This window comes from Bradyrhizobium sp. AUGA SZCCT0177 (genome assembly GCF_018130125.1).
Lineage (GTDB): Bacteria > Pseudomonadota > Alphaproteobacteria > Rhizobiales > Xanthobacteraceae > Bradyrhizobium.
The window spans coordinates 1-26,683 of the sequence record NZ_JAFCMA010000006.1 but is presented as its reverse complement, the minus strand read 5'-3'; the positions used below and the strand labels follow the sequence as shown (position 1 = coordinate 26,683).

Sequence of the window (26,683 nt, the reverse complement as noted above, 5' to 3'; positions counted from 1 at the left end):
GTCGCTGGAATTGTCACGTCGTTAGCTCAACGCTTGCAGGACTTGAAGCATGGAAGAACTCGTCAATCTTTTTCACGGCTTTGCGGTCGCCCTGCAGCCATTCAACATCATGGTGATGGTCCTGGGCATCGTGCTCGGCGTCATCATCGGCGTGCTTCCGGGATTGGGCGGCGCCAACGGCGTCGCGATCCTGTTGCCGCTGACCTTCAGCATGCCGCCGACATCGGCGATCATCATGCTGTCCTGCATCTACTGGGGCGCGTTGTTCGGCGGCGCCATCACGTCCATCCTGTTCAACATACCCGGTGAACCCTGGTCGGTGGCGACCACGTTCGACGGCTATCCGATGGCGCAGAAGGGCAAGGCCGGCGAAGCGCTGACCGCCGCCTTCACCTCCTCGTTCGTCGGCGCGCTGTTCGCCGTCATCATGATCACGCTGGTCGCGCCGCTGGTCGCAAGTTTTGCGTTACGCTTCGGTCCAGCGGAAAAATTCGCGGTCTATTTCCTGGCGTTCTGCAGTTTCGTCGGCTTGAGCAAGGAGCCGCCGTTCAAGACCATCGCCGCGATGATGATCGGCTTTGCGCTCGCGGCCGTCGGCCTCGATTCCATCACCGGACAATTGCGGCTGACATTTGGGTCGACTGAACTGCTCAACGGCTTCGACTTCCTGATCGCCGTCATCGGCCTGTTCGGCATCGGCGAGATCCTGCTGACCATGGAAGAGGGTTTGGCCTTCCGTGGCGGCAAGGCGAAGATCGACCTGCGCGTCGTCCTGCAGACCTGGAAGGAGATGCCGCAGTATTGGGTGACCTCGCTGCGCTCCTGCCTGATCGGCTGCTGGATGGGCATCACGCCCGCGGGCGCCACGCCGGCGTCATTCATGAGTTACGGCATCGCCAAGCGGGTCTCCAAGAACGGCCATAATTTCGGCAAGGGCGAGGTCGAGGGCGTGGTCGCGCCGGAGACCGCGGCGCATGCCGCCGGTACCGCGGCATTGCTGCCGATGCTTTCGCTCGGCGTGCCGGGATCGCCGACCGCGGCCGTGCTGCTCGGCGGCCTCCTGATCTGGGGCCTGCAGCCGGGTCCGATGCTGTTCGTCGAGCAGAAGGAATTCGTCTGGGGACTGATCGCCTCGATGTATCTCGGCAATCTCGTCGGCCTGATCGTCGTGCTGACCTGCGTGCCGATCTTCGCCGCCATCCTGCGCGTGCCGTTCAGCATCATTGCGCCGCTCATTCTGGTGCTGTGCGCGATCGGCGCCTATTCGGTCCACAGCTCAACCTTTGACGTCGTGCTGATGCTGGTGTTCGGCGTGGTCGGCTATCTCCTGAAGAAGTGCAACTATCCCCTCGCCCCTCTCGTGCTTGCCATCGTGCTCGGCGACAAGGCGGAGGAAGCCTTCCGGCAATCGCTGCTGGGATCGCAAGGTTCGCTCGGCGTGTTCTTCTCGAACTCGCTGGTCGGCACGATCATGGTGCTTGGACTGATCGCGCTGTTCTGGTCCGCGATCCAGGAAGGCTATAGCCGCTTGCGTCCCCATTCGGTCGCCTGACGGCTAAAAATACCAGACAAAAATATTTTTCGACCTTGTAAAGCCGCCGGATCGTAAAGCGATCCGGCGGCTAAGTCTTTTTGATTGCAGTATATTCCAAGAGGATTGAGGAAAAAGACATCCACGAAAAAATCGAGTAACCTGCGACATCTAGTCAAGATTTCTCTTGTCTACTGGCATATCATATACCAAACTCCTTCCTTAGAGCTGTCGGGCGATAGAACAGCGCACATAGGAGGGAAGATGACGGACACAGTTCAAGGAGCGGCCCCTGCAGTAGCCCGCGTCAGCGATACCTACCGCTGGACGCAATTGGCGATCGGCGTCGCTGCCATGGTGATGATCGCGAACTATCAATATGGCTGGACGTTCTTCGTCCCCGACATCCAGAAAAAATTCGGTTGGGATCGCGCGTCGATCCAGTGGGCGTTCACCCTCTTTGTCTTGTTCGAAACCTGGCTGGTGCCGGTCGAAGGCTGGTTCGTTGATAAATACGGCCCGCGCATCGTGGTTCTCGTCGGCGGCGTCCTTTGCGCCGTCGGTTGGGCGATCAACGCGCAGGCAGAAACACTCAACGGTTTTTATCTCGGCATGATCATCGCGGGCATCGGCGCCGGTGGCGTCTACGGCACCTGCGTTGGCAACGCGCTGAAATGGTTTCCCGACAAGCGCGGCCTTGCCGCCGGCATCACCGCTGCCGGCTTCGGCGCAGGCTCCGCGCTGACGGTCGCCCCGATCCAGGCGATGATCAAGGATTCCGGTTTCCAGACCACCTTCCTCTATTTCGGCCTCGGACAAGGCATCATCATCGTGCTGCTCGCCTTCCTGATGTTCTCGCCGAAAGCAGGGCAAGTCCCGGCCGTGATCCAGAACGCCAACGTGATCCAGAGCCGCCGCAACTATGCGCCGACCGAGGTGATCCGTCAGCCGATCTTCTGGTTGATGTATTTCATGTTCGTGATCGTGGGCGCCGGCGGATTGATGGTCACCGCCAACCTCAAGCCGATCGCCGTTGACTGGAAGGTCGACAGCGTACCGGTGACGCTGATGGCGGTAACGATGACCGCGGTGACGTTTGCCGCGACCATCGACCGTGTCCTCAACGGCCTGACCCGGCCGTTCTTCGGCTGGATCTCCGACATGATCGGCCGCGAGAACACCATGTTCATCGCCTTCGGCATGGAAGGCGTCGGCATCTGGGCGCTGTACATGTGGGGCCACGATCCGATCTGGTTCGTGCTGCTGTCGGGCTTCGTGTTCTTTGCCTGGGGCGAGATCTACTCCCTGTTCCCCTCGACCTGCACGGACACGTTCGGCGCCAAATTCGCAACCACCAATGCCGGCCTGCTCTATACCGCCAAGGGCACGGCAGCCTTGCTGGTTCCGATCGCGAACTACATGCAGCAATCGTCCGGCACCTGGGACAGCGTGTTCATCATCGCGGCGGGCGCCAACATCCTCGCCTCGCTGCTGGCGATCTTCGTGCTCAAGCCATGGCGCAAGGTGGTGGTCGCGAACGCGAAGGCGTCCACCTAACCTGCGCTACCAGATCCGACGACAGGCGCGCTCATCCCTGCGGGATGGGCGCGCTTTCGCTTTGTGGGGCTCCTGAACCTGCATACCTGACGGTGGCTTCGCGCTGACGCGTCCACATCCTGGTCAAACCGTGCTCAGCAAAAGACTGGTCTCGCTGTTGGCGATGCCATCGATCATCCGCACCTCGCGAAGAAGCCTGTCAAAATCTGCGAGGCTCGCCGCCCGGATATCGGCGACAAGGTCCCAGTTGCCGTTGGTCGTGTGCAGCGCTGAAATTTCCGTCAGGCCGCGTAGCTTTCGCACGACCTGGGTGGTCGATTTTCCGACGACCTCGACCATCATCACGGCACGTATGGTATTGACGTCGTAATCCTCCCGTACGCGGACGGTGAAGCCGAGCAGCGTACCGGTCTCGATCAAGCGATCCAGCCGGTTTTGCACCGTGCCGCGCGCGACCCCGAGGGCGTCGGAAAGCTTGGTCAGTGAAGCGCGTCCATCAGTCCGAAGGTGGGCGATGATCCGGCGATCCAGATCATCCGGTGCAAACTTTGCTGCGGCCATCTCTGCTCCAGTGTAGCAATAGAACTGTACAAATTGCCCAATTTTATGACCGAAATAGCACAAAACTGATATTTCGGCCAACATGTGCGGTCGCTATCCTTCGCCATCAAACATGTGCGATCGGAACCCGACAATGACTTCGCCCCTTCCATCGGAAAAAGCGTTTGTGCCGTTCGTCAGTGTCGCGAACATGATGCGCCTCGTGCATCACATCGGCATCGAGACCCTGCTCAGCGAACTCACTGACGTCATCGAGGCAGATTTCCGTCGCTGGGAGTCGTTCGACAAGACGCCGCGCGTTGCATCTCATTCCGGCGAAGGCGTGATCGAGTTGATGCCGACCTCCGATGGCGAAATCTACAGCTTCAAATATGTGAACGGCCACCCGAAGAACATGGCGCACGGCCTGCAAACCGTGACGGCCTTTGGCCTACTGGCGAAAGTCTCGACCGGCTATCCCGTGCTGCTCGCGGAAATGACGCTGCTGACGGCGCTACGGACCGCAGCCACCTCGGCCATGGCGGCGCGGCACCTCGCGCCCAGGGGTACCCGCACGATGGCGATGATAGGGAATGGCGCGCAAGCCGAGTTTCAGGCGCTCGCCATGAAAGCCGCGGTCGGCATCGATCATATCCGGCTCTACGACATCGATCCGCAGGCGACGGCAAAGACGGTTCGCAACCTTTCCGGCATGGGTCTGACTGTCACCGCCTGCACATCATCGCAATCCGCGATCGAAGGTGCAGGGATCATCACCACCTGCACCGCCGACAAGTCGTATGCGACGATCCTGACGGACAACATGGTTGCGGCCGGGGTTCACATCAATGCCATCGGCGGCGACTGCCCGGGCAAGACCGAACTGCATCGCGATATCTTGCTGCGCGCCGATACCTTTGTGGAATATCCGCCGCAGACCCGCATCGAGGGCGAAATCCAGCAGATGGATGCAGATTACCCCGTCACTGAGTTCTGGCAGGTTATCACGGGACACGCGACCGGCCGCCGCGATGCAAACCAGATCACCCTGTTCGACAGCGTCGGCTTCGCGGTCGAGGATTTCTCCGCCCTTCGCTATGTCCGTGACAAGCTCAGAGGCACGGGGTTTTACCAGGACCTCGACATTATCGCCGATCCCGATGAGCCCCGCGACCTGTTTGGCATGTTGCTGCGCGCAGAGCAGGCCTAGGATGGCAAGATACATTCCATACTCCGTCCAGGCACCTTCTGCGGTGATCATGGTTCGTCCGCAGCACTTCACGGTGAATACCGAGACCGCCACCGACAATTTCTTCCAGGCCTGCCCGGACCCGAAGGATGACCTCTCGTTGACGGCCTACGCTGAGATCACCCAAGCGGCCGATACGCTTCGCAGCCATGGTGTGAACGTGCATCTGTTCGACAGCACCGGCACCGACACGCCGGATGCGGTCTTTCCAAACAACTGGTTCTCCACCCACGCCGGCGGTCATGTGGCGATCTATCCGATGAAGGCTGCCAGCCGCAGGCGCGAGCGTCGCATCGACGTCATCGAAATGCTGAAGAGCCATTATCGGGTGCAGGAGGTTATCGACTATTCGGGTCTCGAGCCCGACGGGCTGTTTCTTGAGGGGACCGGCGCCATGGTTCTCGATCATATCGACCGTGTGGCCTATGCGGTCCGCTCGGATCGCACCAATCCGATTGCGCTTGAGCGCTTTTCGACCCAATTCAATTTCGAGCCGATGGTCTTCGATGCGCGGGACGATAATGGAGTCGCGATCTATCACACCAACGTCCTGATGTGCATCGCGACCGACTTCGCCCTGATGGGACTGGACATGATGACTGACCTCACAAGACGGCGGGAGGTCGTTACGAGGCTGGAGCGTTCCGGCCGCAGTGTTATCGCGCTCGCGAACGAACAGATTTCAAAATTCGCCGGCAACGCCCTGGAACTTCAGGGAAACGATGGTCGAAACCTGGCCCTCTCGACGACGGCGCTTGCCTCGCTTAACAAGGATCAGCTCGGCATGATCTCGGAAAGCGCCAAACCCGTCGCACTCGATATCCCCACGATCGAAAGAGCCGGTGGTTCGGTCCGCTGCACGCTTGCGGGAATTCATCTGGCGCCGAGATAGACTGGCCTCTGGTATACCTGATCGCCTCAGATCAGCTCTTCGTCGCTGCCGGATCGTCTCGCCCTCCCTCGCTAAATCTCCGATAATGTCAGTAATACTGCCTATTTCTGTGCACGACGCGTGCGCAGATGCCTGTTCTTTTCGGTGTTGACTTATGGTATTATGTATACCAGAATTGCGCATAATCCACCCCAAGGAGGTTGCCATGCAAGTCGGAGATATCCTGCGCAAGAAAGCCGCCCGTGTCGCAACGGTTCGCATGAACGAGACGGTTGCCATCGCCGCGCAACTGATGCGCTCCAGCAATATCAGCGCGCTGGTGGTCAAGGATGTCGTTCGCACCGAGGGCAATACGGCCGTCGGCATGTTCACCGAGCGCGACGTGGTTCGCGCAATCGCCGAGTATGGCGCAGCCGGCGCCAATCTCAAGGTTTCGCAATTCATCTCGGTGCAGCAGCTGGTGTCGTGCAGTTCGCAGGATTCGCTCGAGCACGTTCGCCATCTCATGAACAGGCACCACATCCGCCATGTGCCGGTGCTCGAGAATTACAGCCTGATCGGCGTCGTCAGCATCCGTGACATCTCGACCGCGTTTGACGAGGAAGCCAACGCTCAGCTGGCCATTTCGGCCTGACAACGACTTCGAGCGTCGCACCGCACCACAGATTGTAACTCTTCGCAAACGGCGCCACCCGCGCCGGAGGAGTGGTGCGCCCACGAAAAGGACTGGAAGAGAGAGTATGGCGCGCAACATTCTGATACTTGGAGCCTCTTATGGCTCATTGCTGGCGACAAAGTTTTTGATGGCGGGTCACAACGTGACCCTGGTTTGCCGAAGCAATACCGCCGAACTCATCAATCGCGACGGCACCGAAGTCCGTATCAAGCTGCGTGAGGAGGCGACGCACCGGGCGATCTTTTCGCGCGATCTGCCTGGAAATCTGGACGCGGTTGCACCCGCCGACGTCGACCTGTCGCGTTATGATCTGGTCGGCCTTGCGATGCAGGAACCGCAATACGCCGACCATGCGATCGAGGTCTTGATGATCGAGATCGCCGATGCGAAGCTGCCCTGCCTGTCGATCATGAACATGCCGCCGCTGCCTTATCTCAAGCGGATCCCGGCGCTGGCGAAAGCGAACCTGGAAGCGGCCTATACCAATGCGCTTGTATGGGAGCGGTTCGAGCCGGGACTGGTATCGCTCTGCTCGCCCGATCCGCAGGCCTTCCGCCCGCCGGAAGAGCCGGCGAATGTCCTTCATGTTGGCCTGCCGACAAACTTCAAGGCCACAACCTTCGAAGACGAGAAGCACAATGTCCTGTTGCGTGAGCTGGAAGCCGACATCGACGCGGTGAGGCTCGATGGGCTGGACGTTCCGGTGAAGCTCAAGGTGTTCGATTCACTTTTCGTCCCGCTGGCAAAGTGGTCGATGCTGCTAACCGGGAATTACCGCTGCGTCACACTGAACGGACCGAGGTCGATCCGCGACGCGGTGTACGATGATCTGACGCTCTCGCAGTCGATCTATGACCACGTCGATGCCATTGCTCAACGTCTGGGGGCGGACCCGAAGGACCAGGTGCCTTTCGCAAAATATGCCAAGGCGGCCGAAAGCCTTCTCAAACCATCGTCGGCAGCGCGTGCGGTGTCCAGCGGCGCGCCGTTCATCGAGCGGGTCGACCTCCTGGTGAAGTTGATTTCGCATCAGCTCGGCATACCCAATGCCGAGATCGACCGCACGGTTCAGACCGTGGATCAAAAACTGAACGAGAGGATCAAGCTGCCGGAGCCGGCTCGCAGTGACGCGCTCCAAACCTAGTTCGAGAAAGCCCTCAGCCACGTGTGGCACTCTTCAGCAAGATCTCGCACGACATGACGGTGTCGCCGGGCGACCTGATCGCCTGCGGAACGTCAGTCGGCGGCGGCGTCATGAAGGAGCCGGTCGACACCGTGACCGTCGCGATCGACGGCATTGGCGAACTGACCAATGAATTCCGGCGGTAAACGGCGGCACCTCGGGGCCCAATTGGCATTTGTAATGCCAGCCGACTTGCGATAAGCACGGCCGCTCCTCGCCAGAAGGGGCTGCCCCGGGTGACATAAGGCCTACCCCGTCTCTCCGCCTCCAAACGTGGATCGTGGACGGGAAATTCTCGAAGGCCAGGCGTGGGGCGAAACGTCAAAACATAACCCAGCACAACCGGTGGAAGAGAGAGAGTATGGCGCGCAACATTCTGATCCTTGGAGCTTCCTACGGCTCGTTGCTGGGAACAAAGCTATTGATGGCCGGTCACAACGTGACCCTGGTTTGCCGGAAGAAGACGGCCGAACTGATCAACCGCGACGGCACTGAGGTTCGCATCAAGCTGCGCGACGAGAAGGCGCACCGGGCGATCTTTTCGCGCGACCTGCCGGGCAAGCTCGACGCAGTCACGCCTGCCGAGGTCGACCTGTCCCGTTACGATCTGGTTGGCCTTGCGATGCAGGAGCCGCAATACACCAACCACACCATCCGGGTGCTGATGATCAAGATCGCCGAGGCGAAGCTGCCTTGTCTGTCGATCATGAACATGCCGCCGCTGCCCTATCTCAAACGGATTCCCGCACTGGCGGACATGGACCTCGAAGAGGCCTACACCAACGCGCTGGTATGGGAGCGCTTCAAGCCGGGACTGGTGTCGCTGTGCTCGCCCGATCCGCAGGCCTTCCGCCCGCCGGAAGAGGCCGCGAACATCCTTCATGTCGGCCTGCCGACAAACTTCAAGGCAGCGGCATTCGAAGACGAGAAACACAATAAGCTGCTGCGCGAGTTGGAAGCCGACATCGATGCGGTGAAGCTGGATGGCCAGGACGTTCCGGTAAAGCTCAAGGTGTTCGACTCGCTGTTCGTGCCGCTGGCCAAATGGTCGATGCTGCTGACCGGCAATTACCGCTGCATCACGCCGAACGAACCGCAGTCGATCCGCGACGCGGTGCATGGTGATCTGAAACTGTCGCGATCGATCTATGAGCATGTCGACGGCATCGCGCGGCGTCTCGGCGCCGACCCGACAGATCAGGTGCCGTTCGAGAAATATGCCAAGGCGGCGGAAAGCCTGCTCAAGCCCTCATCGGCGGCCCGAGCCGTGGCCGCTGGCGCGCCGTTCATTGAGCGGGTCGACCTGCTGGTGAAGCTGATTTCGCATCAGCTCGGCGCGCCCAACGCCGAGATCGACAACACGGTGCAGGTGGTCGATCAGAAGCTGAGCGAGAAGATCGTGGGGAGCGGAACCGGCTCGGCGTGACCGGCGCCGTCGCAGGCGCAGCCGGCACGCTTTGAGCGTGCGGCTTCGTCAGGCCCGTAGCGGCAGCCGGATGCCAACAACCGGCATCGGCTGCCTCATTGCTTTAGAAAATCGGCGTGGGATACGGCTGGCCGATCCAGGGATTCCAGGTGACCGTTCCCGGGGGATAACCGCCGAACGGGGGCTGCGTCGTGCAGCCGATGATGACGACCTTGTCGCCGAAGATGCCGCCACCGATGCGGCCGCCGCTGACGGCTTCGAGTTGCGCGAGGCTGAGGATTTCGCAGTCAGCGCCCGTGTTCTGATTCAGGGAATTGCTCATGATCATCCAATCCGTTCGCTAGAGGGGTTGATGTTCCGGGCATAAGCGGCCCGTGATGGCAACCTGCCTCAGCGCTCCCGGACGTACCGTGATTTTGATCACCTACGAATTGAAGGCGGTTGGCCGGGCTCCGGTGGTCGCCCTTCAAGGAATAAGCGCCGCCGGCATCGGTCCAGTCGGCAGGGGTTTGAACTGGCGCTGATGCCCCTGCACCATCGCCAGGAGCGCTACAGCAAACGTAACAGCCATCAAGAGCTTGAACATGAGCATCAGAAGCCGATTGGGTCCGCCAACTCTTCCTGATTCAGTTTTGCCGAATGGCGGTCAATACATGCACGTGGAGGAGATCAGAACCGTAAACATGTCGAGCTCAAACTCCGATTCCAGGCTCGTTCCAAACCGTCGTAGCCACGTGTCCTGCGCCATGTAGGCGACCTTCTCCCGCGCCATCGGGCATTCAAACTTGAGTCCTGCGAGATTTTGAAGGTGATGAACCATTTCATGAACCAGGATCGATTGGCCCGCTGGTGATTTTCCGGTCCAGTCGTCGGGGAGAAAGATTGTTTTCAGATTGATGTCGTAGACGGCAACGACACGACGCGGAGCTGGTTCATCGCCCACGGCACCCTGCGTCAAGCCTCGCGAGAACGCACGGTCCTCGGCGCGCATCGTTTCAAGCCTCGACTGCGAGACGAAAGCGACGGCCGGATGATCTGCCGCGGCGGGCAGATCAAAGTTCGAACCGAGCCAGGTCACGATTTCATCGAGCAGATCTCTTGTCGCCCGGGTTGCTTCAGACTGAGGCTGAACAGCAGAAGAGTCAGCCGCCACTCTCGCGGCCGGGTCAGCATGACAAGAGGATTGTAAGGAACCAACAAGAGCCGCAACCAAAAGGAATTGCTTGAACATAAGCGCCTCCGGTCTCTGACTTGTTTTTAATCAGATTGCTCTTCTTCAGAGCAGTCGTTCAATATCTGCAACGCTAACACGGGGAACGCGACGCGGCTGTGAAGCCACTCACAGTCGTGTCGCGCGCATCGCGCAACGAACAGCCTTCATCGCACTCTCGCGTGTTTGTGATCGCGAACCGACGCGATGACGCAACAAACACCTTCGGCATGTGAGCCAGATTACGTTCGCATGCGGATTGCAGGCGTAATGAGTTGATGATGATCCAGCGTCGATTGGACCGCAGGCAATGCGCTGTTGCGGACGATGGGGACAGCCGACATGAATCTATCGTTGATCGATTTGTCGTTGATTGACTTTCTCGGCTTCGTGGCAGCGCTCAGCGTTCTCGCGAGCTTCTGCATGACGACCATACTGTCGCTTCGTTCGTTTGCGTTGCTGAGCAACGTGCTTTTTATCGTCTACGGATTGTTGTCTCAGGTTTACCCGGTGTTTTTCCTGCACCTTGTGCTGCTGCCGGTTAACATCACCAAGCTCTGTCGGCTTCAGATGGAAACCAGATCGCTGCCGGACCAGCGCAACGGCATCTAGCGGAACAAATGGCCTGCCCGATGAAACCAGGCAACACCCGCGCCCCGGCGCGAGAAGCCGCAAAATTGTCCGCCCGACGGACAAAAGCCCCGCTTTTGCATGCTTGCGATGCCCCGCCTTGTGCCGTCCCCCGGTAGACTTTTGCGCCTGCTGACGGCATCCTGCCCCTCGAATTCCAACAAAAACGCGCGTGGCTCCGCCCGCGCCCGGAAAACAAAGGGCAGGACATGATCAAGACGCGGTTCACCGAAATGTTTGGCGTTGAGCACCCGATCGTCCAGGGCGGGATGCAATGGGTCGGGCGGGCCGAGCTCGTCGCGGCCGTCGCCAATGCCGGCGCACTCGGCCTGATCACCGCGCTGACGCAGCCCACCCCGGAAGACCTCACAAAAGAAATCGCGCGCTGCCGCGGCCTCACCGACAAGCCGTTCGGCGTCAACCTCACCATCCTGCCCGCGATCAAGCCGCCGCCTTACGCCGAATACCGCCAGGCCATCATCGAGGCCGGCATCAAGATCGTGGAAACCGCCGGCAACAAGCCGCAGGAGCACGTCACCGAATTCAGGAAGCACGGCATCAAAGTAATTCACAAATGCACCAGCGTCCGCCACGGGCTGTCGGCGGAGCGGATGGGCGTCGATGCGCTTTCGATCGACGGCTTTGAATGCGCCGGCCATCCCGGCGAGGACGATACCCCGGGCCTGATCCTGATTCCGGCGGCCGCCGACAAGATCAAGATCCCGATGATCGCCTCCGGCGGCTTCGGCGACGGCCGCGGTCTGGTCGCAGCGCTCGCGCTCGGCGCCGAGGGCATCAACATGGGCACGCGCTTCATGTGCACCAAGGAAAGCCCGATCCACCAGCTGGTGAAGGAGCGCATCGTCGCCAATGACGAGCGCGAGACCGAGCTGATCTTCCGCACCATGCGCAACACCTCGCGCGTCGCCAAGAACATGATCTCGACCAAGGTGGTGCAGATGGAAAAGGAAGGCGCAAAATTCGAGGATGTGCGCGAACTCGTCGCCGGCGCGCGCGGCAAGATGGTCTATGCCACCGGCGATGCCGATGAAGGCATCTGGTCGGCCGGCCAGGTCCAGGGCCTGATCCACGACATCCCGACCTGCGCCGAACTGGTGTCGCGCATCATGCGCGATGCGGAGGCCATCATCCGCAGCCGCCTCGAAGGCATGATGTCGGGCGCGGCGCGTCAGGCGGCGGAATAAGGCGCGGCTAGCGCCACGAACTCGGTCACCTCTCCCGCTTGCGGGGGAGGTCGGCGCGCAGCGCCGGGTGGGGGCTCTTTCCTCACGAAGACTCTGACTCGCGGCAACACCCCCACCCCAACCCTCCCCCGCAAGCGCGGGAGAGGGAGAAAAAGAGAAGCCCATGAAAGCTTACGTGTACGGCGCCAACGGCGCTGAAATCGCCGACGTCGCAAAGCCCTCGCCAAAGGGCACGCAGGTGCTGGTCAAGGTCAGCGCCTGCGGCCTCAACCGCGCCGATCTCGGCATGACCAAGGGCCATGTGCATGGCGCGGCCGGCGGCGTCGGCACCGTGCTCGGCATGGAATGGGCCGGCGAAGTCGCCGAGCTCGGGCCTGACGCCAGGGGCGTCAAAATCGGCGACAAGATCATGGGCTCGGGCGGCGCGGCGTTCGCCGAATACACGCTGGCCGATCACGGAAGACTGTTCCGCGCGCCCTCCAACATGAATTTCGAGGAGGCCGCCACCCTGCCCGTCGCGCTCGCCACCATGCACAACGCTGTCGTGACCAACGGCGCGCTGCAGGCGGGCCAGACCGTGCTGATCCAGGGCGCCTCCTCCGGCGTCGGGCTGATGGCGATGCAGATCGCAAAATACAAGGGTGCCAAACTCGTGATCGGCTCCTCCACGGATGCGATGCGCCGCGGCCGGTTGAAGGAATTCGGCGCCGACCTCGCGGTGGATTCCTCTGATCCTGCCTGGGTCGATGAAGTGCTGAAGGCGACGGGCGGCGAAGGCGTCGATCTGATCGTCGATCAGGTCTCGGGGTCGGTCGCGAACCAGAACCTCAAGGCGACCAAGGTCAAGGGCCGCATCGTCAATGTCGGCCGGCTCGGCGGCACCCATGCCGATTTCAACTTCGACCTCCACGCCGCGCGCCGCATCCACTATATCGGCGTCACCTTCCGCACCCGCACCATCGAGGAAGTCCGCGAGATCTTTGACGAGGTCCGGAAAGGCATCTGGCCGGCGGTGGAATCCCGAAAGCTGCAGCTGCCGATCGACAAGGTTTTTCCCTTTGCCGAGATCGGCGCGGCGTTCGCGCACATGGAAGCCAACAAGCATCTTGGGAAGATCGTGGTGACGATGTAGCTGTCCGCGCTATGAAATTAGGTCAAATAGCAACCACGAAGGGATTGCGCTCCCTCTCCCGCTTGCGGGGGAGGCGTAGGCGGCCTACGGCCGCCGTCCTTGTTAAGAACGCCGATGCGAAGCATCGGCTATGGGTGGGGGTGTCGCCGCGAGTCAGACTGCTCGTGTGGAGAGAGTTCCCCCACCCGCCGCGCTCTTCGAGCGCGTCGACCTCCCCCGCAAGCGGGAGAGGTGCAGCGAGTCTGCCGCCCGAACGAGTCACCTAAGTTGCCACATTCCAAACCACACACCATCCACGACGGCGGCCGCTACTTCGAAGGGCCGCGCTGGCATGCGGGCCGGCTGTGGTTCGTCGACTGCATGGAACGGACGCTGCTCAGCCTTGCGCCCTCAGGCGAATGCCGGCAGCACGCGAAATTCGATGACACGCCGTGCGGCCTCGGTGTGCTGCCGGACGGCAGGCTGATCGTGCTGACGATGTTTCAAAAACGCCTGCTGGCCTTTTCCGACGGCGAGCTGTCGCTCTACGCCGACCTGTCCGATATCGCGACCGGCACGATCGACGACATGATCGTCGACGGGCTCGGCCGCGCCTATGTCGGCGATCTCGGCTTCGACCTGCCGCCGCCGCCGGATCGCGGCGCGCGCGGCCGCATCATCCTGGTGATGCCTGACGGCGCGCGGCGCGTGGTGGCCGACGGATTGCGGTTTCCCAACGGCATCGCGGTCTCGCCCCAAAACGACCGGCTCGTCGTGGCCGAGATGGATGGCGCCTGCCTTGCCGATTACGACATCGCACCCGATGGCGGTTTGAAGCTTCGCAGCTGCCTCGGCAGCATGAAATCGCCTGACGGCATTTGCCTCGACGCTGATGGCGCGGTGTGGGTCGCGGCCTTCGAGGAGGACGCCTTCATCCGGCTCGACCGCGAGGGCCGCGAACTGCAGCGCATCGAAGTGCCCGGCCGCCGGGCGCTTGCCTGCGTGCTCGGCGGCCCCGAGCGCAAAACCCTGTTCTGCCTGAGCGCCGCGACGTCGTACGAGGAACTGCGGCAACGGAAATCGTCGTCGCGGGTCGATGCGATCGAGGTGGAGATTCCGGGCGCGGGTAATCCCTGAGCGCAGGTCCGCGCACCGAACCAACGTTCAAGCGGGCCTGAAGCGGGATCAAACCACCGGAGTGGCGATCCTGTCCTTCAGCTCGGTGCAGGTCCTGCGGACCTCCGCCGTCATCAGCGAACAGTCCTCGATCTGAACGAAGATGCGCTTGGCCTCCTCGCGGTAGCGGGCTGCGGTTTCCCTCATCTCCTGGGTCACGGCGAGCGCATCGCGGGTCATCGCTTCGCATTGCTTGACGCGCTCGATCAGTTCCGCGCCCATCGACTCGATGTCTTTCGCGGCAGCTTCGTATTCGCGGACAATGGCTTCCGCCGTCAGCTTGCCGATTTCCGTGGCTCCCTCGCGGTGCTCGACATAATCTGGCATCGACCCGGTGTCCGCGATGGACACGGTGGGCTCACGTACCCTTGGCGGCGAGAAAATGGCGGGCCGCGGCTCGTGAACTGGCGGCCTTCTTCGAAACTCGGCCTCGATTTCGCCCTCCAGATCAATGACGCTGGAGACCCGTTCAACTATAGACTGTACCATCACTACTACTCCCTTTGTCCAAAAGTGAGTCTTCGTAATCGAGTTTAATCAGACTCCACCTCTTTGGGCGCTGCGCGCCCGCGCTCTTGCTTGAGGGCGAAGAGAATATCGCCAAAATTCAAGCAGTTCTACTGCAACCGATACCCTTTGTTCACTAAACGTTCCTACTCCTGAATTGCCGACTACGTTGCTCACCTTGGGTTTCGGCGGCACTGGATTTGCAGAAGCTCCTGTACTCCCCGCGGATGCCTTGCACGCCGGGCGTGACCTTAGCGGCACGCGCTTCCCGGTTGCCGGACACGCGAAACCGCGCCCGACGCTGCCGCCTGGAACCACACCACGGGCAAGACATTGACCTTCCATGAAAATGGCCAAGGCCATCCGTCAGCAGGCAGCCACCGCGGAGCGGGTCGCGGCGAGCGCCGTTGACGCCTATGCCGCCGAACAGATGCGATCGCTGGCGCACGCCTTTCGAGCCCAGGCCGAGATCATCAAGAAGAAGCAGAAGAAAAAGAAGAAGAAATGAGCTTTTCCATCAAAGCCAAGTGCCAGCACGGCGAACTGATCCATCGCAGGAAGACTGCCGAAGCCGCGCTCAAGAAAGCGCGGGAAATGTCGCGAACCGGCTGTTACGACATCTACATCACCACGCCCGAAGGACGCGATTACCACTCGTCCGAGTTCGCGGAGTTGCCTCGCACGCCCAAAGTGCGACCCGTTCGGAAATCGCATCCAACTCACAAGCCGGATACGCCGTGATGTGCCCGATCGATGACTCCGAATCCTTTGGCTCGCCCGCTGCGATGAGGAACCAATAGCCGGCTGATCGATTGGCTGGGAATGATCCGGAGTTCAAACCATGACCGACGACGCCCCCACCCAGCCGTTTATCTACGAAGGCCTGGATCCGATCCCCGAATCCAAATCCACGATCGAGGAAGTCTCTGACGCCGTCAAAGGCGCGGCCAGCCGGGTCAGTGACGCCATCGAGACCGGCCGGAAACCCGGTATGCCGCTAAGCATCCTTAGCAACATTGCACGCGAAGCTCCGCTCGGATCTCTCCTGGTCGCCTTCTTGCTCGGCGTCGCAGTAGCAAGGCGACGGTGAGGAGAAGGTCATGGCTGACAAATCAACATTTACCGCCGACGAATGGAAAACACTTCTGGAGAGCGTGATGGCGCCTGGCCTTGCCATAACGGCCGCCGAGCCAAGCGGGCTTTGGGGCCTGCTCCAGGAGAGTTTCGCAAGCGGAAAAATGCTGGCGAAGACGAAGATGGACACGGGCTCCAATCCGCTCATCAAGGCCGTGGTCGATGATTTCGCAACAAGCGAGGGGCGAGCCGTGGCGCGCGACGGTTTGAAGGAAAGCCTCAGCGGCAAAAAGCCCTCCGAGGTCAAGACCGCCTGCATCGAAATCCTGCAAAAAGTCGACGGCGTCCTAAGCGCCAAAGCGCCCGGCGACGCTGCTGCATTCAAGAACTGGTTGCGCGAGATCAGCGAAAATGTCGCCGAGGCATCCACCGAGGGCGGATTTCTCGGGATTGGCGGTGTTGCGGTCAGCGATACCGAGAAGGCGACGCTTGCCGAAATCTCCAGCGCACTCAAACTGGCGGGTTAGCGCACGTCGGCGGATTGGCGTAGTTTCATCCGGCATCTTGGTTGAAATCCGCGGCGGACTACGCCTTTGCCCTACGCACTGGTAGTATAACATTCCTGGAGTCAGGCCGGCTTCCGGCGAAGCCATGCAGATCCCACCCAGGCATCCTGCGTTATGAAGAATCTGTTCGTCGTCTCCCACCCGGAATCTGTTCACCACGTCGAACACCTCGTGGGGGGCTGGTACGATACGGCATTAACCGCAAATGGGCGCGCGGCGGCGAAGCTGCTCGCGGATCGTCTGTCATCGCTCGTCGGTGCTCCGCAAACGGAAATTTACAGCTCTGATCTTCTTCGTTGCTCCCAGACGGCCGACATCGTCGCCGAGCGGCTCGCTGGCCCGGTTGTTCGGACGTCGGACCTGCGCGAGATCAGCTATGGAGTGGCCGAAGGCAAGCCGCAAGCCTGGCTCGATGCTCACCAGACCGTCGCCCCGGACGACAACCGCCTCGACCATCGAGGCGGCATCGAGAATGCCGAGACGCGTCGAGAGTTTGCAAATCGCATTTACCGGGCAACCGAGATGATCGTGGGCCGCCCATGCAGCACCCAGATCATCGTGACCCACGGTCTCGCCCTGACCTTCGTCGTCGCGGCATGGATCAAAATGCCGATCGACGCCGCCGGCTACGTAAACTTCGCAAGCAAGCCCGGCAGCATCACCCATCTGCAGCAGGACCATTTTTGGAAGAGCCGGACGGTGCGGACCCTCGGCGACGTCAGACATCTTGCGGATGGCGGGAATGGGATCGGCAGGGCGGATTAGCGTAGCGTAATCCGCCGTCTTGTTTGAATGCTAGATAAAGCTAGGCCGCAGCTTAAGAAGAATAAAAAGCATTCGAGCGATTCAAAGAAACCGCTCAAATGCTAGGGCTTTGATGAGAGCGGGAAAGAGTTTGAGAAGGCAGTGAAAAAGGCCCTAACCGTCGGACCCAAATAGTTTGCTGGTTGGATCAGGAAGCGTCATGACATTCCCGCCTCGAAAGAAGGGAACTGTTTTACGCATGAAGTCGATATCCCTCTCACTCATCGCTCTGCAAACGTGCTCTCTGCTCAACAAGAGTTCGAAGAGTTCGTTTTGTATTCTGGGTTGCCTTTCTCTGTACCCGCCGGTTCGCGACCAAGCTTACGATGATTCTCCTACCCGACCGATGGTAACCATCGGCGAGTGCAACATCGGGAAAATATTCCCTTCTCTCCACGCCTTTCCGCGTGATTAAACGCACTCCAATACTCTCAAGCGACGCTCAGCAGCCCACCAGCGTCGACAAACTTCCGTTTTCCAGAAATTTCGCTTGACGCCACCCCCAAATCACCTGCACACCTTCATCCATCCCGTCCCAATGAGAGGGGCGCTCGCGATCGTCACGAACGTGGGACGGGGTGCGGTGGACGCGGCAGCGTCGCGCGCGATACGTGGCTGCAGGGTGAGATGAACCTCATGAGCGGCACACGGCGCGCAGGACGAGCGATGCCAACGCCCGAATGGACCTGAAAGCGAAGACGGGCCCTGCCCGGCGAAGCCGAAGGCGAAGACGGGAATGCTGCGTACGGCAAAACCGTGTGGTCCTGGCACCCGTTGCTGGTGTCAAGCTGGCGGAGGCGCGTTTGGCCCAACCGGGTTCAGACAAACCTTCAATCCGTCAGCGACGGTGACAAAAGCGAACTCGTCACCGGGGAGAGCACGGCATAAGCCGTAAAGCCATTGCGCAGGGAATGTCGGATCGCCTCCGCTGCCCTGTATGCTCGTGTGCACTTTCCTTTGTGCAAACCGCACACGAGACCGCGGGTGCAGCGTGCATCCGGCACCCCTGCGCCCTCTCTTGAGAGGGCGGGAAGATTTCAAACAAGACTCGGGCGCAATGCGTCGCGAGATCGCGAACACACATCCACGTCGTCCCGGCGAAGGCCGGGACCCATAACCACAGGGAGAAGTTTTGCGAAAGGTCTCTGCTACCGAGCCTTCACCGAGAGATCACGCGGTATGGGTCCCGGCCTTCGCCGGGACGACAAAACGGATAAGCTTTCGCAATGGCGGCTCTCTTAAATCGGAACAATTCGCAACAAACCTGCTTCTGCAAACCAGTTGCGACTAGCGCTGTGGATGGGCGCTTGATGTTGACGGACGCCCTGCTAAACCGCCGGTCATGACATTAACCCACGCCCGCGTTTCCAACCTCAAGACCAACGTCGCCGCGATCTCGATTTTTGCCAGCGCCGGCATGGCCGCGGCGAAATTCGCGGTCGGGATTGCGATCGGCAGTCTGGCGCTGATCTCGGAGGCCCTGCACTCCTCGGTCGACGTGGTCGCGACCATCATCACCTGGCTGGTGGTGCGCGTTTCCGACCAGCCGGCCGACGCGGAACATCATTACGGCCACGGCAAGTTCGAAAGCCTGTCGGCGCTGTTCGTCATTGCGCTGCTCTACGTGCTGGCCGGCGGCATCTTGGTGGAATCCTGGAGCCGGCTGCGCGAAGGCGCCGCGCCGCCGACGCTCTCGGCCGTGCCCTTCGTGGTGCTGGTGATCGACATCGGCGTGAATTTCTGGCGGGCGCGGGCGCTGCATCGCACCGCGCGCGAAACCAAGAGCCAGGCGCTGGCCGCCGATGCGCTGCATTTTGCCTCCGATGTGCTGGGTTCGGTCGCCGTCATCATCGGCCTGGTGCTGACCGGCTTCGGCTATGCGTGGGGCGACACGGCGGCGGCGATCGCGGTCGCCGTGATGATATCGCTGCTGGGATTGCGGCTGGGACGATCCACCATCGAAACGCTGCTCGACCGCGCCCCGGAAGGCGCGGCGGAAAAAGCCACCGTGGCCATCCGCGCCGTACCCGGCGTGGTCGGCGTCGAGCGCCTGCGCGTGCGCATGGTCGGGCCGACCCATTTCATCGACGCCATCGTCAACGTGCCGCGCACCACCCCGATCGACCGGGTCGAGGCGATCAAGCGGACCGCGCAGGCGGCGGTGAGCCAGGCGCTCGGCGACGCCGATCTGACCTTCACCGCGGTGCCGGTGGCGCGCGACAATGAGAGCGTGCGCGAGCGCATCATGGTGATCGCGCGCAATTCCGGCCTCGCGGTCCACCATGTCACGGTGCACGATCTCGGCGGCCGGCTGACGGTCAGCATCGACCTCGAAGTCGACGGCGACATGGTGCTATCAGCGGCGCACGACATCGCCCATGAACTGGAGCGCAGCATCCGCGAGGACTTTGGCGAGGATGTCGAGGTCGACACCCATATCGAGCCGCTGGAGCCGGAACTGCCCCACGGCACCGACGCCTCACCCGAACGGGTAGAAGTCATCAAGGCGGCGCTGGCCGGTTTCGCGGCCAACGGCGCCATCCACGACATCCATAATGTGCGGGTGCGCGACACCGACGCCGGCGAAATCGTCAACTTCCATTGCCGCGCCGCGCCCTCGATGAGCGTCATCAAGGTGCATGAGAACGTCGACGAGATCGAGCGCGCGCTGCGCCGCGCCTTCCCGACCATCAAGCGCGTGATCAGCCACGCCGAACCGCCCTATTTGTGAGTTGGACGTAATATTACGGACGCGTTCCTGTTTCGGACTCTTTTTGGAGTCCCCGATTCGCCGTTGGACAAGATTTATTTCAAATTAACGAATCGTTGACTCTCGACAGCCCGGGAAAAACGGATTCAAATCGCTGTGATTCGGAAACGACGTGGGGTTCTTCCGAACGATGTGAAAAAATTAATTTCGGCGGGGGTTTATTAGCATGGCGCGCGCGCATGCGGCGAACGCGTGTGTCCAATCCGACTCGATCAAGGGATTGGCGCAATCGATCGCTAAACCGGCTTACCACAGGCTGCTCATCGCCGAGCCGGCGCTGCGACGCGCCGTGCCGACCCTGATCATCGCCTTCCTGATCACGATCTGCCTCGGCGCGGTCGTGCAGGTGATCGACCAGACCCGGCAGAAGCGCGCCGCCATGAAGCGCGACCTCGCCGCCGTCACCGACCTCATGGCCGAACGCATCGATCGCCTCGCCTCCGTCCGGCAGGATCGCGCCCTCACCATCGACCGGCTGCAGAGCCTGCTGCCCGAACTCATTCCCTCCTGGGGCAACGCGGCCGGCCGCCATTTCATCATCACCGGGGTTGAGCATCGCGTGCTGGCGCGGATTCCGGTCGAAGGCCTCAGCGGAAGCGACCGCGTGCTCGACGTGATCTCCACCGCGCAACTGCTCGCCGCGCCGGCTCAGCAGGGCGTCGTCAACGACATGACGCTGCCGAGCGGCAACGGTGCGCTGGCGATTTCGCGGCTGGTCAAGGCGCTGCCCGGCCAGGTCATCGTGATCCAGGAGAAGAGCGATCCGCTGTGGGGATCGGACGCGGCGCTGTCGATGACGCTGTCCGCCACCACCGGCTTCGTCGTGCTGATCCTCGGCTTTGCGTTCCACTGGCAATCGACCCGCGCCCGCGAGGGTGACCTGATCAATGACGCGGTGCGCGGCCGGATCGACACCGCGCTCAACCGCGGCCGTTGCGGCCTGTGGGACTGGGACCTGTCGCGCGGGCGCATTTTCTGGTCGCAGTCGATGTTCACGATGCTCGGGCTCGACTCCCGCAACGATCTGCTGACGTTCGGCGAAGTCAACGCGCTGGTGAAATCCGACGACATCGATCTGTTCGCGATCGCCGACCAGCTGATCTCCGGCAAGCTCGACCATATCGACCAGACCTTCCGCATGCAGCACACCGGCGGTCACTGGATCTGGCTGCGGGTGCGCTGCGAACTCAGCCAGGCCGCCGCCGACTCTGGCCTGCATCTGATCGGCATCGCGGTCGACATCACCGAACAGAAGAGCCTCGCCGAGAAAACGGTCGAGGCGGATTTGCGGCTGCGCGACGCGATCGAGACCATTCCGGAAGCCTTCGTGCTGTGGGACGCGGAAGACCGCCTGGTGCTCTGCAACTCGCATTTCCAGCGCCTGCACAAACTGCCGGATTCGGCGGTGACATCAGGCACCTCCTATGAAACCGTGATCGAAGTCGGCAGCATGCCGGAGGTCCGCACCAGGCTGCAGGAGACCGGCGCGCAAGCGCCGGGAGCGCGCACCTTCGAAGCCCAGCTCGACGACGGCAGCTGGCTGCACATCAGCGAACGCCGCACCAAGGACGGCGGCTACGTCTCTGTCGGCACCGACATTACCCGCATCAAGGAGCACGAGCAGAAGCTGGTCGAGAACGACGCGCGGATGCGCGCCAACGTGCTCGATCTGAAGCGCTCGCAATCCGAACTGGCCGACCTCGCCGAGAAATATTCGCAGGAGCGGACCCGCGCGCAGGAAGCCAACCAGGCAAAATCAAAGTTCCTCGCCAATATGAGTCACGAACTGCGCACCCCGCTCAACGCCATCATCGGCTTCTCCGAGATCATGGGTAGCGGCATGTTCGGCGTGCTCGGCTCCGACAAATATCAGGAGTACTGCCACGACATCCTGACATCGGGAAAATATCTGCTCGAAGTCATCAACGACATCCTCGACATGTCGAAGATCGAGGCCGGCCGCATGAAGCTCGACATGGAGCCGCTCGACCTGTCGAACATTCTGGCGGAGTCGCTGCGCGTGGTGTCCGGGCGCGCGGAAGACAAGCATCTGACGCTGGACGCCGATATCGAAAGCACCATCTCGGTCATGGCCGACCGCCGCGCGGTCAAGCAGATCTTCGTCAACCTGCTGTCGAACGCCGTCAAATTCACCCCCGACGACGGCCGGGTCACCGTGCGCGGCCAGGTGCTCAGCGATTCCATCGTGCTCGTGATCGCCGACACCGGCATCGGCATCGCGCCGGATTCGCTGCGGCGGCTGGGCAAACCGTTCGAGCAGGTCGAAAGCCAGCTCACCAAGACCTATCAGGGTTCGGGCCTCGGGCTTGCGATTGCGAGATCGCTGACCAGTCTGCACGGCGGAACGATGCGGCTGCGTTCCAAGCTCGGCGCCGGAACGGTGGTGCGGATCAAGCTGCCGCGCGAGCCGCAAAAGCCGAGCGCAAAGCTGTCGGTCGCGGCGTAGCCGGCCCTCAAGCCGATTCCAGGGTCGGCGCGACTTCGCGGGCGATCTGCACCAGGGCTGCGATCAGCGGCGTCATCGGATCGCGCTGCGGGATCACCATGCCGATGCTGTAATCGACCACGGGATCGACGATCGGAATGCTGCGGACGGTGTCCGCGAGCCCCAACGTCTCCGCCAGCTTCGCCGGCATCACGCTGGCCCAGCGTCCGGTCTTGACGTGGGTATAGAGCACCAGCAGCGAGTTCGACGTCAGCGTCGGCATCGCCTCGGCCCCGACCGACGTCAGCGCGCGGTCGATGATGCGGCGGTTCTGCATGTCCGGCGTCAACAGGCACAGCGGCACCTGGCCGACTTCTTTCCAGGTGACCTGCTTGCGATCGCCGAACATCGCATCGGGCGCCGTCAGCAGGCGATAGCTCTCGTTGTAGAGCGGAATGGTGCGAACCTTGCCGATCGGCTCGTTCTCGATATAGGTCAGCCCGGCGTCGACCTCGAGATTTTCCAGCAGCCCCAGCACCTCGGCCGAGGTGCATGACCGGATCTGGAAACGCACATCGGGATGGCGCGCGCGGAACGGCGTGGTGAGCTGCGCCACCATGCCGAGCACGGTGGGGATTGCCGCCAGCCTGATCTCGCCGGAGAGCTTGTCCTTGAGGCTGTTGATCTCCTGCCGCATGGCGCGGGTGTCGCCGACGATCCGCCGCGCCCAGTCGAGCGTGCGTTCGCCCTCGGGCGTGAAACCCTGAAAGCGCGAGCCACGCTGCACCAGCATGACGCCGAGGATTTCCTCGAGCTGCTTGAGGCTCGTCGACATGGTCGGCTGGGTGACGCCGCACGCCTCGGCGGCGCGTCCGAAATGCCGCTCCTTTGCGAGCGCCAGCAATAGTTCAAGCTTATCGAGCAAGAAGGCCTCAGTGAATCTGGTCGGTTAACCCCATCGTCCCGCGGTGACAAATACCACGGCCACCGCTGGACCCATACGTCAAAAGCCGAGCTCCGATACACGGTTTCGGCGCTCATTGGATACTGATATCGCCCGATTTTCAGGTCCTATCGGGCGAGCGGCATGGAACGGGTTCCCAATAATTTGGAACAATTCCAATTCCGATCAGGGCGCGGGGCCGGCCGTCATTTCGCCTGCCCTTTCGCCTGCCCCGCGCCCCTTTCGGCCGAGTGCGACCCACGGCCTCAGGATCGGTACCGGACATTGCCTTGCGCCGCCGGCTGGCCGGAACTATTTATGGTGATCGAACTTCGGCCGACCGACTTGGCCCCGCCCATAGTGCGCGTGACTGACGAGCCTCAGCCCACTCTCGACTAACATCGTCCGGCCCCTCAGCGGGTCTTTAACCGGTGGATGCGATCATCACCTCGTCCATCAACCGTGAGTCATGCCCGGCAGCGGCCGGCATGCGCCAGGGAGCCAAGTACGCACTTCATGTCCGACAAGCCAGACAATGCCGACGCCCAAACCGCCGATGCGCATGACGACATCATGTACCCGTCCGCGCTGCCGTTCATCGTGCTGCACCTCAGCTGCTTTGCCGCGTTCTGGACCGGCATCACCTGGCAGGCCGTCGCGATCTGCGTGACGCTGTACTGGCTGCGCATGTTCGCGATCACGGCGGGATATCACCGCTACTTCTCGCACCGCTCCTATTCGACCAGCCGGCTGTTTCAATTCGTGCTGGCGTTCCTGGCCCAAAGCACCACCCAGAAGAGCGTGCTGTGGTGGGCCGCCAAGCATCGCCACCACCATCTGCATTCCGATACGCAACATGACGTGCATTCGCCGCGCCACAAGGGCTTCTTCTACAGCCATGTCGGATGGATTTTTTACCGGCAACACGACCTGACCGATCTGGTCAAGGTCGCGGATTTTGCGGCCTTTCCGGAATTGAGGTTCCTGCACCGGCTCGAACAGCTGCCGAGCGTGATCCTCGCGATCACCTGTTTCCTGATCGGCGGATGGTCTGGCCTCGTGGTCGGTTTCGTCTGGAGCACGGTGCTGCTCTATCACGCGACCTTCTGCATCAATTCGCTGGCGCATGTTCACGGCCGCAAGCGCTACGTCACCGGCGATGATTCCCGCAACAACTGGCTGCTGGCGTTCTTCACCATGGGCGAAGGCTGGCACAACAACCATCACGCCTACCAGAGCAGCGCCCGCCAGGGTTTTCGCTGGTGGGAAATCGACGTCACCTTTTATATCCTGAAGGCGCTGTCATTCGTTCGGGTCGTCCGGGACCTGAAGACGCCGCCCGCCGAGGTGCTGCGCAACGAGCAGCGGCTGGGTTCGCGCGTCATCAATCGCGCCGCCGACGAACTCGTCGCATGGTTCAATCCCGAGCGGATTGCGCTCGCCGTTTCGTCGGCGCTGCATTCGTCCGAATTGCTGGCGTTGCAGGAGACGCTGAGCCAGGCCCGGTCGCAAACGGCCGAAGTACTGGCGTCGTTACATCCGAGGATTCCCACGCGCGACGAATTGCTGGCGCAGGCGCAGGCCATGTTTGCGCGCACCCGCTCGCTCGACGAAATCGTCGATCGCGCGCACCAGCTCCTGCTGGGCGCGGTCGGCTCGCAGCTGATTGCGGTGCGGGCTTAGGAAAAAGCGGCGGAATGGATTGGGCTCCATTCCGCCTGCGAGCCGTTCAAACCGTCAAAATCCAATGGGGCCGAGCGCCCTGATCGAATCCATAGTCAGATAGCCGGGGAACGGCTTCCACCAATCCGGCGCACCGGAGCCGGAGCCGCCTGTGACCGTGGTCGTCGGCAGCTTATCAAACGCCGATTTCAAGCCGCATCCACTGATCACCCCCAATTCGTCGATGCTCAGTTCATGATTGACCTTGGTCATGGCAAGTCTCCATCCGTTGGCGCAAGCGATCATCGCTCGTTGTGATTGCAACCTATGCCGGCAAGGCCAACTCTTCCGTGACTGTCGTCACGTGAGCGCCGCGCGGGCCCAGGACAGGCTGCGGGGCCATCGCCCACCACAAAAGCTGGCGGAATAGTTTCCGCCTTCTGTTAGCCTTTGCGCGCAAAAGTTCCGACATCCATGGTGCGCGGTCAAAAACATTTGGCTTACATGAGCACTATTGATTGGCACTTTCGCGTAATAGCGCGCATCCTGCCTTATCACCGCCCTGCCCGTGGCACCCTTCGGTGACTGAGAGTTCGGTAACACTCCCGCCTCAGTTCGAGGTCAGTTCATGGATCGATTGATCCGCGAACGAGATCTCGCTCGCAAAGCGCTGTCGGGAATGACCGACCCAGTGAAACGTCAGCGGCATTGACGCTCTGACGGGCAAGTGAACGTCCGCCGCTACCGCGCGATTTGAAACCAGCTTGATGCGCAACATCGACTGGTGGGACTGCAAGCGATCAACCCTGTTGGAGGATGTCATGGAAACAAGTTTTGGATCAACGTTCCTTGCATGCGGGGGGATATTCGTCCTCTCGTTCGTTGCCATCTGGGCATTCTGGTATGTCGAACGATTGCGCGGATCGAGCGCGCCTCACGTCTAGAGCCACGGGTCTGTCGCTGCGGTGACAATGTGCGAAGTCATTGGCTGTCTCCATGGTTGGTCCGGCAACGGACCACCCGTTGTCGGACCGGCAGCCTCATGTCGGCCGACGATCGCGGCTGTGCGCGCCATCACGGATAAGCGCTGCTTGCCCCAAGGCGCTTCGCCTTCATTGCGCTGCCGATTCAAATTTCAAACAGCCCAGCACGTCGTTGCGCTTCTCAGCTCTCTCCACTCGTCGTCCCGGCGAAGGCCGGGACCCATACTCCGTGACGCTCGTTGTTGCGGAAGGTCACTAATGCCGGCGCTCTTACCGATGGGCCGCGGCGTATGGGTCCCGGCCTTCGCCGGGACGACGCGGATATAGTTTCGCGTTCTCGCGGCGCGGTGCGTCCGAGGTTTGCTATCAAATTCTTCACCCCCAAAATTCAGAGGGCGCAGGGAATGCCGGATGCGCGCTGCACCCGCGGTCTCATGTGCGATTGTGCATAAGAATGCTGCACATGAGCATACAGGGCAGCGGAGAACATCCGACATTCCCTGCGCAATGGCTTTACGGTTTATAACGCGCTCTCCCCGGTG

The 26,683-nt window shown here is 61.4% G+C and carries 25 protein-coding genes and 1 pseudogene; 20 read left to right on the top strand and 6 right to left on the bottom strand.

The genetic code is table 11. The annotated features are described in order from the left end of the window. The first annotated feature begins 49 nt into the window (after window positions 1–49). Together JQ597_RS08765 and oxlT are read left to right on the top strand one after the other, a co-directional pair. Complete coding sequence (locus JQ597_RS08765; RefSeq protein WP_212035307.1) at window positions 50–1,552, top strand: tripartite tricarboxylate transporter permease; 1,503 nt, start codon at window positions 50–52, stop codon at window positions 1,550–1,552. A gap of 243 nt (window positions 1,553–1,795) precedes the next feature. After that, window positions 1,796–3,088, top strand: coding sequence for an oxalate/formate MFS antiporter (oxlT, locus tag JQ597_RS08760; protein WP_192734343.1), 1,293 nt, complete (start codon window positions 1,796–1,798; stop codon window positions 3,086–3,088). 123 nt (window positions 3,089–3,211) lie between these two features. Here the strand turns inward: oxlT and JQ597_RS08755 are convergent, their stop codons facing one another. Beyond that, complete coding sequence (locus JQ597_RS08755) at window positions 3,212–3,649, bottom strand: Lrp/AsnC family transcriptional regulator (RefSeq protein ID WP_212263994.1); 438 nt, start codon at window positions 3,647–3,649, stop codon at window positions 3,212–3,214. A 133-nt stretch (window positions 3,650–3,782) separates the two neighbouring features. Between JQ597_RS08755 and ocd the strand changes: the two genes are divergently transcribed. From ocd to JQ597_RS08725, 6 genes and pseudogenes are all read left to right on the top strand, one after another. Then, window positions 3,783–4,838 carry an ornithine cyclodeaminase gene (gene ocd, locus JQ597_RS08750; RefSeq protein WP_212263806.1) on the top strand — a complete coding sequence of 352 codons (1,056 nt, stop codon included), beginning with the start codon at window positions 3,783–3,785 and terminating at the stop codon, window positions 4,836–4,838. A gap of 1 nt (window position 4,839) precedes the next feature. After that, the gene (gene ctlX, locus JQ597_RS08745) at window positions 4,840–5,769 is read left to right on the top strand and encodes a citrulline utilization hydrolase CtlX (RefSeq protein WP_212263805.1); all 930 of its coding nucleotides are present in this window, start codon (window positions 4,840–4,842) and stop codon (window positions 5,767–5,769) included. A 205-nt stretch (window positions 5,770–5,974) separates the two neighbouring features. Continuing rightward, the gene (locus JQ597_RS08740) at window positions 5,975–6,403 is read left to right on the top strand and encodes a CBS domain-containing protein (RefSeq protein ID WP_192734339.1); all 429 of its coding nucleotides are present in this window, start codon (window positions 5,975–5,977) and stop codon (window positions 6,401–6,403) included. Between the two features lie 106 nt (window positions 6,404–6,509). After that, complete coding sequence (locus JQ597_RS08735; RefSeq protein WP_212263804.1) at window positions 6,510–7,589, top strand: ketopantoate reductase family protein; 1,080 nt, start codon at window positions 6,510–6,512, stop codon at window positions 7,587–7,589. 29 nt (window positions 7,590–7,618) lie between these two features. Next, window positions 7,619–7,774: pseudogene (locus JQ597_RS08730) on the top strand (fumarylacetoacetate hydrolase family protein); the annotation flags it as partial. A 215-nt stretch (window positions 7,775–7,989) separates the two neighbouring features. Further along, complete coding sequence (locus tag JQ597_RS08725; protein WP_212263803.1) at window positions 7,990–9,054, top strand: ketopantoate reductase family protein; 1,065 nt, start codon at window positions 7,990–7,992, stop codon at window positions 9,052–9,054. 103 nt (window positions 9,055–9,157) lie between these two features. On the opposite strand, the gene JQ597_RS08720 is transcribed toward JQ597_RS08725, so the two are convergent. Both JQ597_RS08720 and JQ597_RS08715 read right to left on the bottom strand, forming a co-directional pair. After that, complete coding sequence (locus JQ597_RS08720) at window positions 9,158–9,376, bottom strand: hypothetical protein (RefSeq protein WP_212263802.1); 219 nt, start codon at window positions 9,374–9,376, stop codon at window positions 9,158–9,160. Window positions 9,377–9,700: 324 nt separating this feature from the next. After that, window positions 9,701–10,285 carry a DUF6647 family protein gene (locus tag JQ597_RS08715; protein ID WP_212263801.1) on the bottom strand — a complete coding sequence of 195 codons (585 nt, stop codon included), beginning with the start codon at window positions 10,283–10,285 and terminating at the stop codon, window positions 9,701–9,703. 321 nt (window positions 10,286–10,606) lie between these two features. Between JQ597_RS08715 and JQ597_RS08710 the strand changes: the two genes are divergently transcribed. From JQ597_RS08710 to JQ597_RS08695, 4 genes are all read left to right on the top strand, one after another. Then, a complete protein-coding gene (locus tag JQ597_RS08710) occupies window positions 10,607–10,876 on the top strand; it encodes a hypothetical protein (protein WP_212263800.1) in 270 nt (89 codons plus the stop codon). Between the two features lie 227 nt (window positions 10,877–11,103). Further along, window positions 11,104–12,099, top strand: a complete 996-nt coding sequence (locus tag JQ597_RS08705) for an NAD(P)H-dependent flavin oxidoreductase (protein WP_212263799.1) — start codon at window positions 11,104–11,106, stop codon at window positions 12,097–12,099. A gap of 163 nt (window positions 12,100–12,262) precedes the next feature. Continuing rightward, window positions 12,263–13,231 (top strand): zinc-binding dehydrogenase, encoded by a 969-nt coding sequence (locus JQ597_RS08700; RefSeq protein ID WP_212263798.1) that lies wholly within the window; start codon window positions 12,263–12,265, stop codon window positions 13,229–13,231. 267 nt (window positions 13,232–13,498) lie between these two features. After that, on the top strand, window positions 13,499–14,347 hold the full coding sequence (locus JQ597_RS08695; RefSeq protein WP_249147633.1) for an SMP-30/gluconolactonase/LRE family protein: 849 nt from the start codon (window positions 13,499–13,501) through the stop codon (window positions 14,345–14,347). Between the two features lie 48 nt (window positions 14,348–14,395). On the opposite strand, the gene JQ597_RS08690 is transcribed toward JQ597_RS08695, so the two are convergent. After that, a complete protein-coding gene (locus JQ597_RS08690; RefSeq protein WP_249147631.1) occupies window positions 14,396–14,713 on the bottom strand; it encodes a hypothetical protein in 318 nt (105 codons plus the stop codon). Window positions 14,714–15,236: 523 nt separating this feature from the next. On the opposite strand from JQ597_RS08690, the gene JQ597_RS08685 reads away from it, so the two are divergent. The 7 genes from JQ597_RS08685 to JQ597_RS08655 all read left to right on the top strand — a co-directional run bounded on the left by JQ597_RS08685 (window position 15,237) and on the right by JQ597_RS08655 (window position 22,574). After that, window positions 15,237–15,401, top strand: coding sequence for a hypothetical protein (locus JQ597_RS08685; protein WP_192734771.1), 165 nt, complete (start codon window positions 15,237–15,239; stop codon window positions 15,399–15,401). Next, window positions 15,398–15,634, top strand: a complete 237-nt coding sequence (locus JQ597_RS08680) for a hypothetical protein (RefSeq protein ID WP_192734329.1) — start codon at window positions 15,398–15,400, stop codon at window positions 15,632–15,634. Before JQ597_RS08685 ends, JQ597_RS08680 begins: the two co-directional genes overlap by 4 nt. Before the next feature lie 100 nt (window positions 15,635–15,734). Continuing rightward, window positions 15,735–15,983 carry a hypothetical protein gene (locus JQ597_RS08675; RefSeq protein WP_212263795.1) on the top strand — a complete coding sequence of 83 codons (249 nt, stop codon included), beginning with the start codon at window positions 15,735–15,737 and terminating at the stop codon, window positions 15,981–15,983. Between the two features lie 10 nt (window positions 15,984–15,993). Then, entirely contained in the window at window positions 15,994–16,494 is a 501-nt protein-coding gene (locus JQ597_RS08670) for a hypothetical protein (protein ID WP_212263794.1), read from the top strand. A 153-nt stretch (window positions 16,495–16,647) separates the two neighbouring features. Further along, the gene (locus JQ597_RS08665; RefSeq protein WP_212263793.1) at window positions 16,648–17,298 is read left to right on the top strand and encodes a histidine phosphatase family protein; all 651 of its coding nucleotides are present in this window, start codon (window positions 16,648–16,650) and stop codon (window positions 17,296–17,298) included. 1,381 nt (window positions 17,299–18,679) lie between these two features. After that, the gene (locus JQ597_RS08660; protein WP_212263792.1) at window positions 18,680–20,068 is read left to right on the top strand and encodes a cation diffusion facilitator family transporter; all 1,389 of its coding nucleotides are present in this window, start codon (window positions 18,680–18,682) and stop codon (window positions 20,066–20,068) included. Window positions 20,069–20,273: 205 nt separating this feature from the next. Next, window positions 20,274–22,574, top strand: coding sequence for a sensor histidine kinase (locus JQ597_RS08655; RefSeq protein ID WP_212263791.1), 2,301 nt, complete (start codon window positions 20,274–20,276; stop codon window positions 22,572–22,574). 7 nt (window positions 22,575–22,581) lie between these two features. On the opposite strand, the gene JQ597_RS08650 is transcribed toward JQ597_RS08655, so the two are convergent. After that, entirely contained in the window at window positions 22,582–23,478 is an 897-nt protein-coding gene (locus tag JQ597_RS08650) for a LysR family transcriptional regulator (protein ID WP_212205530.1), read from the bottom strand. Window positions 23,479–24,012: 534 nt separating this feature from the next. Between JQ597_RS08650 and JQ597_RS08645 the strand changes: the two genes are divergently transcribed. Further along, a complete protein-coding gene (locus JQ597_RS08645; protein ID WP_249147629.1) occupies window positions 24,013–25,179 on the top strand; it encodes an acyl-CoA desaturase in 1,167 nt (388 codons plus the stop codon). A 54-nt stretch (window positions 25,180–25,233) separates the two neighbouring features. Here JQ597_RS08645 and JQ597_RS08640 read toward each other — a convergent pair whose 3' ends face one another. Next, complete coding sequence (locus JQ597_RS08640) at window positions 25,234–25,431, bottom strand: hypothetical protein (RefSeq protein ID WP_212263790.1); 198 nt, start codon at window positions 25,429–25,431, stop codon at window positions 25,234–25,236. Between the last annotated feature and the right edge of the window lie 1,252 nt (window positions 25,432–26,683).

Excerpts from the sequence above, each read along its gene's own strand:
- JQ597_RS08715 (WP_212263801.1), bottom strand. The coding sequence starts at position 10,285 with ATGTTCAAGCAATTCCTTTTGGTTGCGGCTCTTGTTGGTTCCTTACAA.
- JQ597_RS08740 (WP_192734339.1), top strand. The coding sequence starts at position 5,975 with ATGCAAGTCGGAGATATCCTGCGCAAGAAAGCCGCCCGTGTCGCAACG.
- JQ597_RS08660 (WP_212263792.1), top strand. The coding sequence starts at position 18,680 with ATGACATTAACCCACGCCCGCGTTTCCAACCTCAAGACCAACGTCGCC.
- JQ597_RS08690 (WP_249147631.1), bottom strand. The coding sequence starts at position 14,713 with ATGCCAGATTATGTCGAGCACCGCGAGGGAGCCACGGAAATCGGCAAG.
- JQ597_RS08665 (WP_212263793.1), top strand. The coding sequence starts at position 16,648 with ATGAAGAATCTGTTCGTCGTCTCCCACCCGGAATCTGTTCACCACGTC.
- JQ597_RS08725 (WP_212263803.1), top strand. The coding sequence starts at position 7,990 with ATGGCGCGCAACATTCTGATCCTTGGAGCTTCCTACGGCTCGTTGCTG.
- JQ597_RS08705 (WP_212263799.1), top strand. The coding sequence starts at position 11,104 with ATGATCAAGACGCGGTTCACCGAAATGTTTGGCGTTGAGCACCCGATC.
- oxlT (WP_192734343.1), top strand. The coding sequence starts at position 1,796 with ATGACGGACACAGTTCAAGGAGCGGCCCCTGCAGTAGCCCGCGTCAGC.
- JQ597_RS08710 (WP_212263800.1), top strand. The coding sequence starts at position 10,607 with ATGAATCTATCGTTGATCGATTTGTCGTTGATTGACTTTCTCGGCTTC.
- JQ597_RS08765 (WP_212035307.1), top strand. The coding sequence starts at position 50 with ATGGAAGAACTCGTCAATCTTTTTCACGGCTTTGCGGTCGCCCTGCAG.
- JQ597_RS08735 (WP_212263804.1), top strand. The coding sequence starts at position 6,510 with ATGGCGCGCAACATTCTGATACTTGGAGCCTCTTATGGCTCATTGCTG.
- ctlX (WP_212263805.1), top strand. The coding sequence starts at position 4,840 with ATGGCAAGATACATTCCATACTCCGTCCAGGCACCTTCTGCGGTGATC.
- JQ597_RS08755 (WP_212263994.1), bottom strand. The coding sequence starts at position 3,649 with ATGGCCGCAGCAAAGTTTGCACCGGATGATCTGGATCGCCGGATCATC.
- ocd (WP_212263806.1), top strand. The coding sequence starts at position 3,783 with ATGACTTCGCCCCTTCCATCGGAAAAAGCGTTTGTGCCGTTCGTCAGT.
- JQ597_RS08680 (WP_192734329.1), top strand. The coding sequence starts at position 15,398 with ATGAGCTTTTCCATCAAAGCCAAGTGCCAGCACGGCGAACTGATCCAT.
- JQ597_RS08670 (WP_212263794.1), top strand. The coding sequence starts at position 15,994 with ATGGCTGACAAATCAACATTTACCGCCGACGAATGGAAAACACTTCTG.
- JQ597_RS08675 (WP_212263795.1), top strand. The coding sequence starts at position 15,735 with ATGACCGACGACGCCCCCACCCAGCCGTTTATCTACGAAGGCCTGGAT.
- JQ597_RS08640 (WP_212263790.1), bottom strand. The coding sequence starts at position 25,431 with ATGACCAAGGTCAATCATGAACTGAGCATCGACGAATTGGGGGTGATC.
- JQ597_RS08645 (WP_249147629.1), top strand. The coding sequence starts at position 24,013 with ATGTCCGACAAGCCAGACAATGCCGACGCCCAAACCGCCGATGCGCAT.
- JQ597_RS08700 (WP_212263798.1), top strand. The coding sequence starts at position 12,263 with ATGAAAGCTTACGTGTACGGCGCCAACGGCGCTGAAATCGCCGACGTC.
- JQ597_RS08685 (WP_192734771.1), top strand. The coding sequence starts at position 15,237 with ATGAAAATGGCCAAGGCCATCCGTCAGCAGGCAGCCACCGCGGAGCGG.
- JQ597_RS08720 (WP_212263802.1), bottom strand. The coding sequence starts at position 9,376 with ATGAGCAATTCCCTGAATCAGAACACGGGCGCTGACTGCGAAATCCTC.
- JQ597_RS08655 (WP_212263791.1), top strand. The coding sequence starts at position 20,274 with ATGGCGCGCGCGCATGCGGCGAACGCGTGTGTCCAATCCGACTCGATC.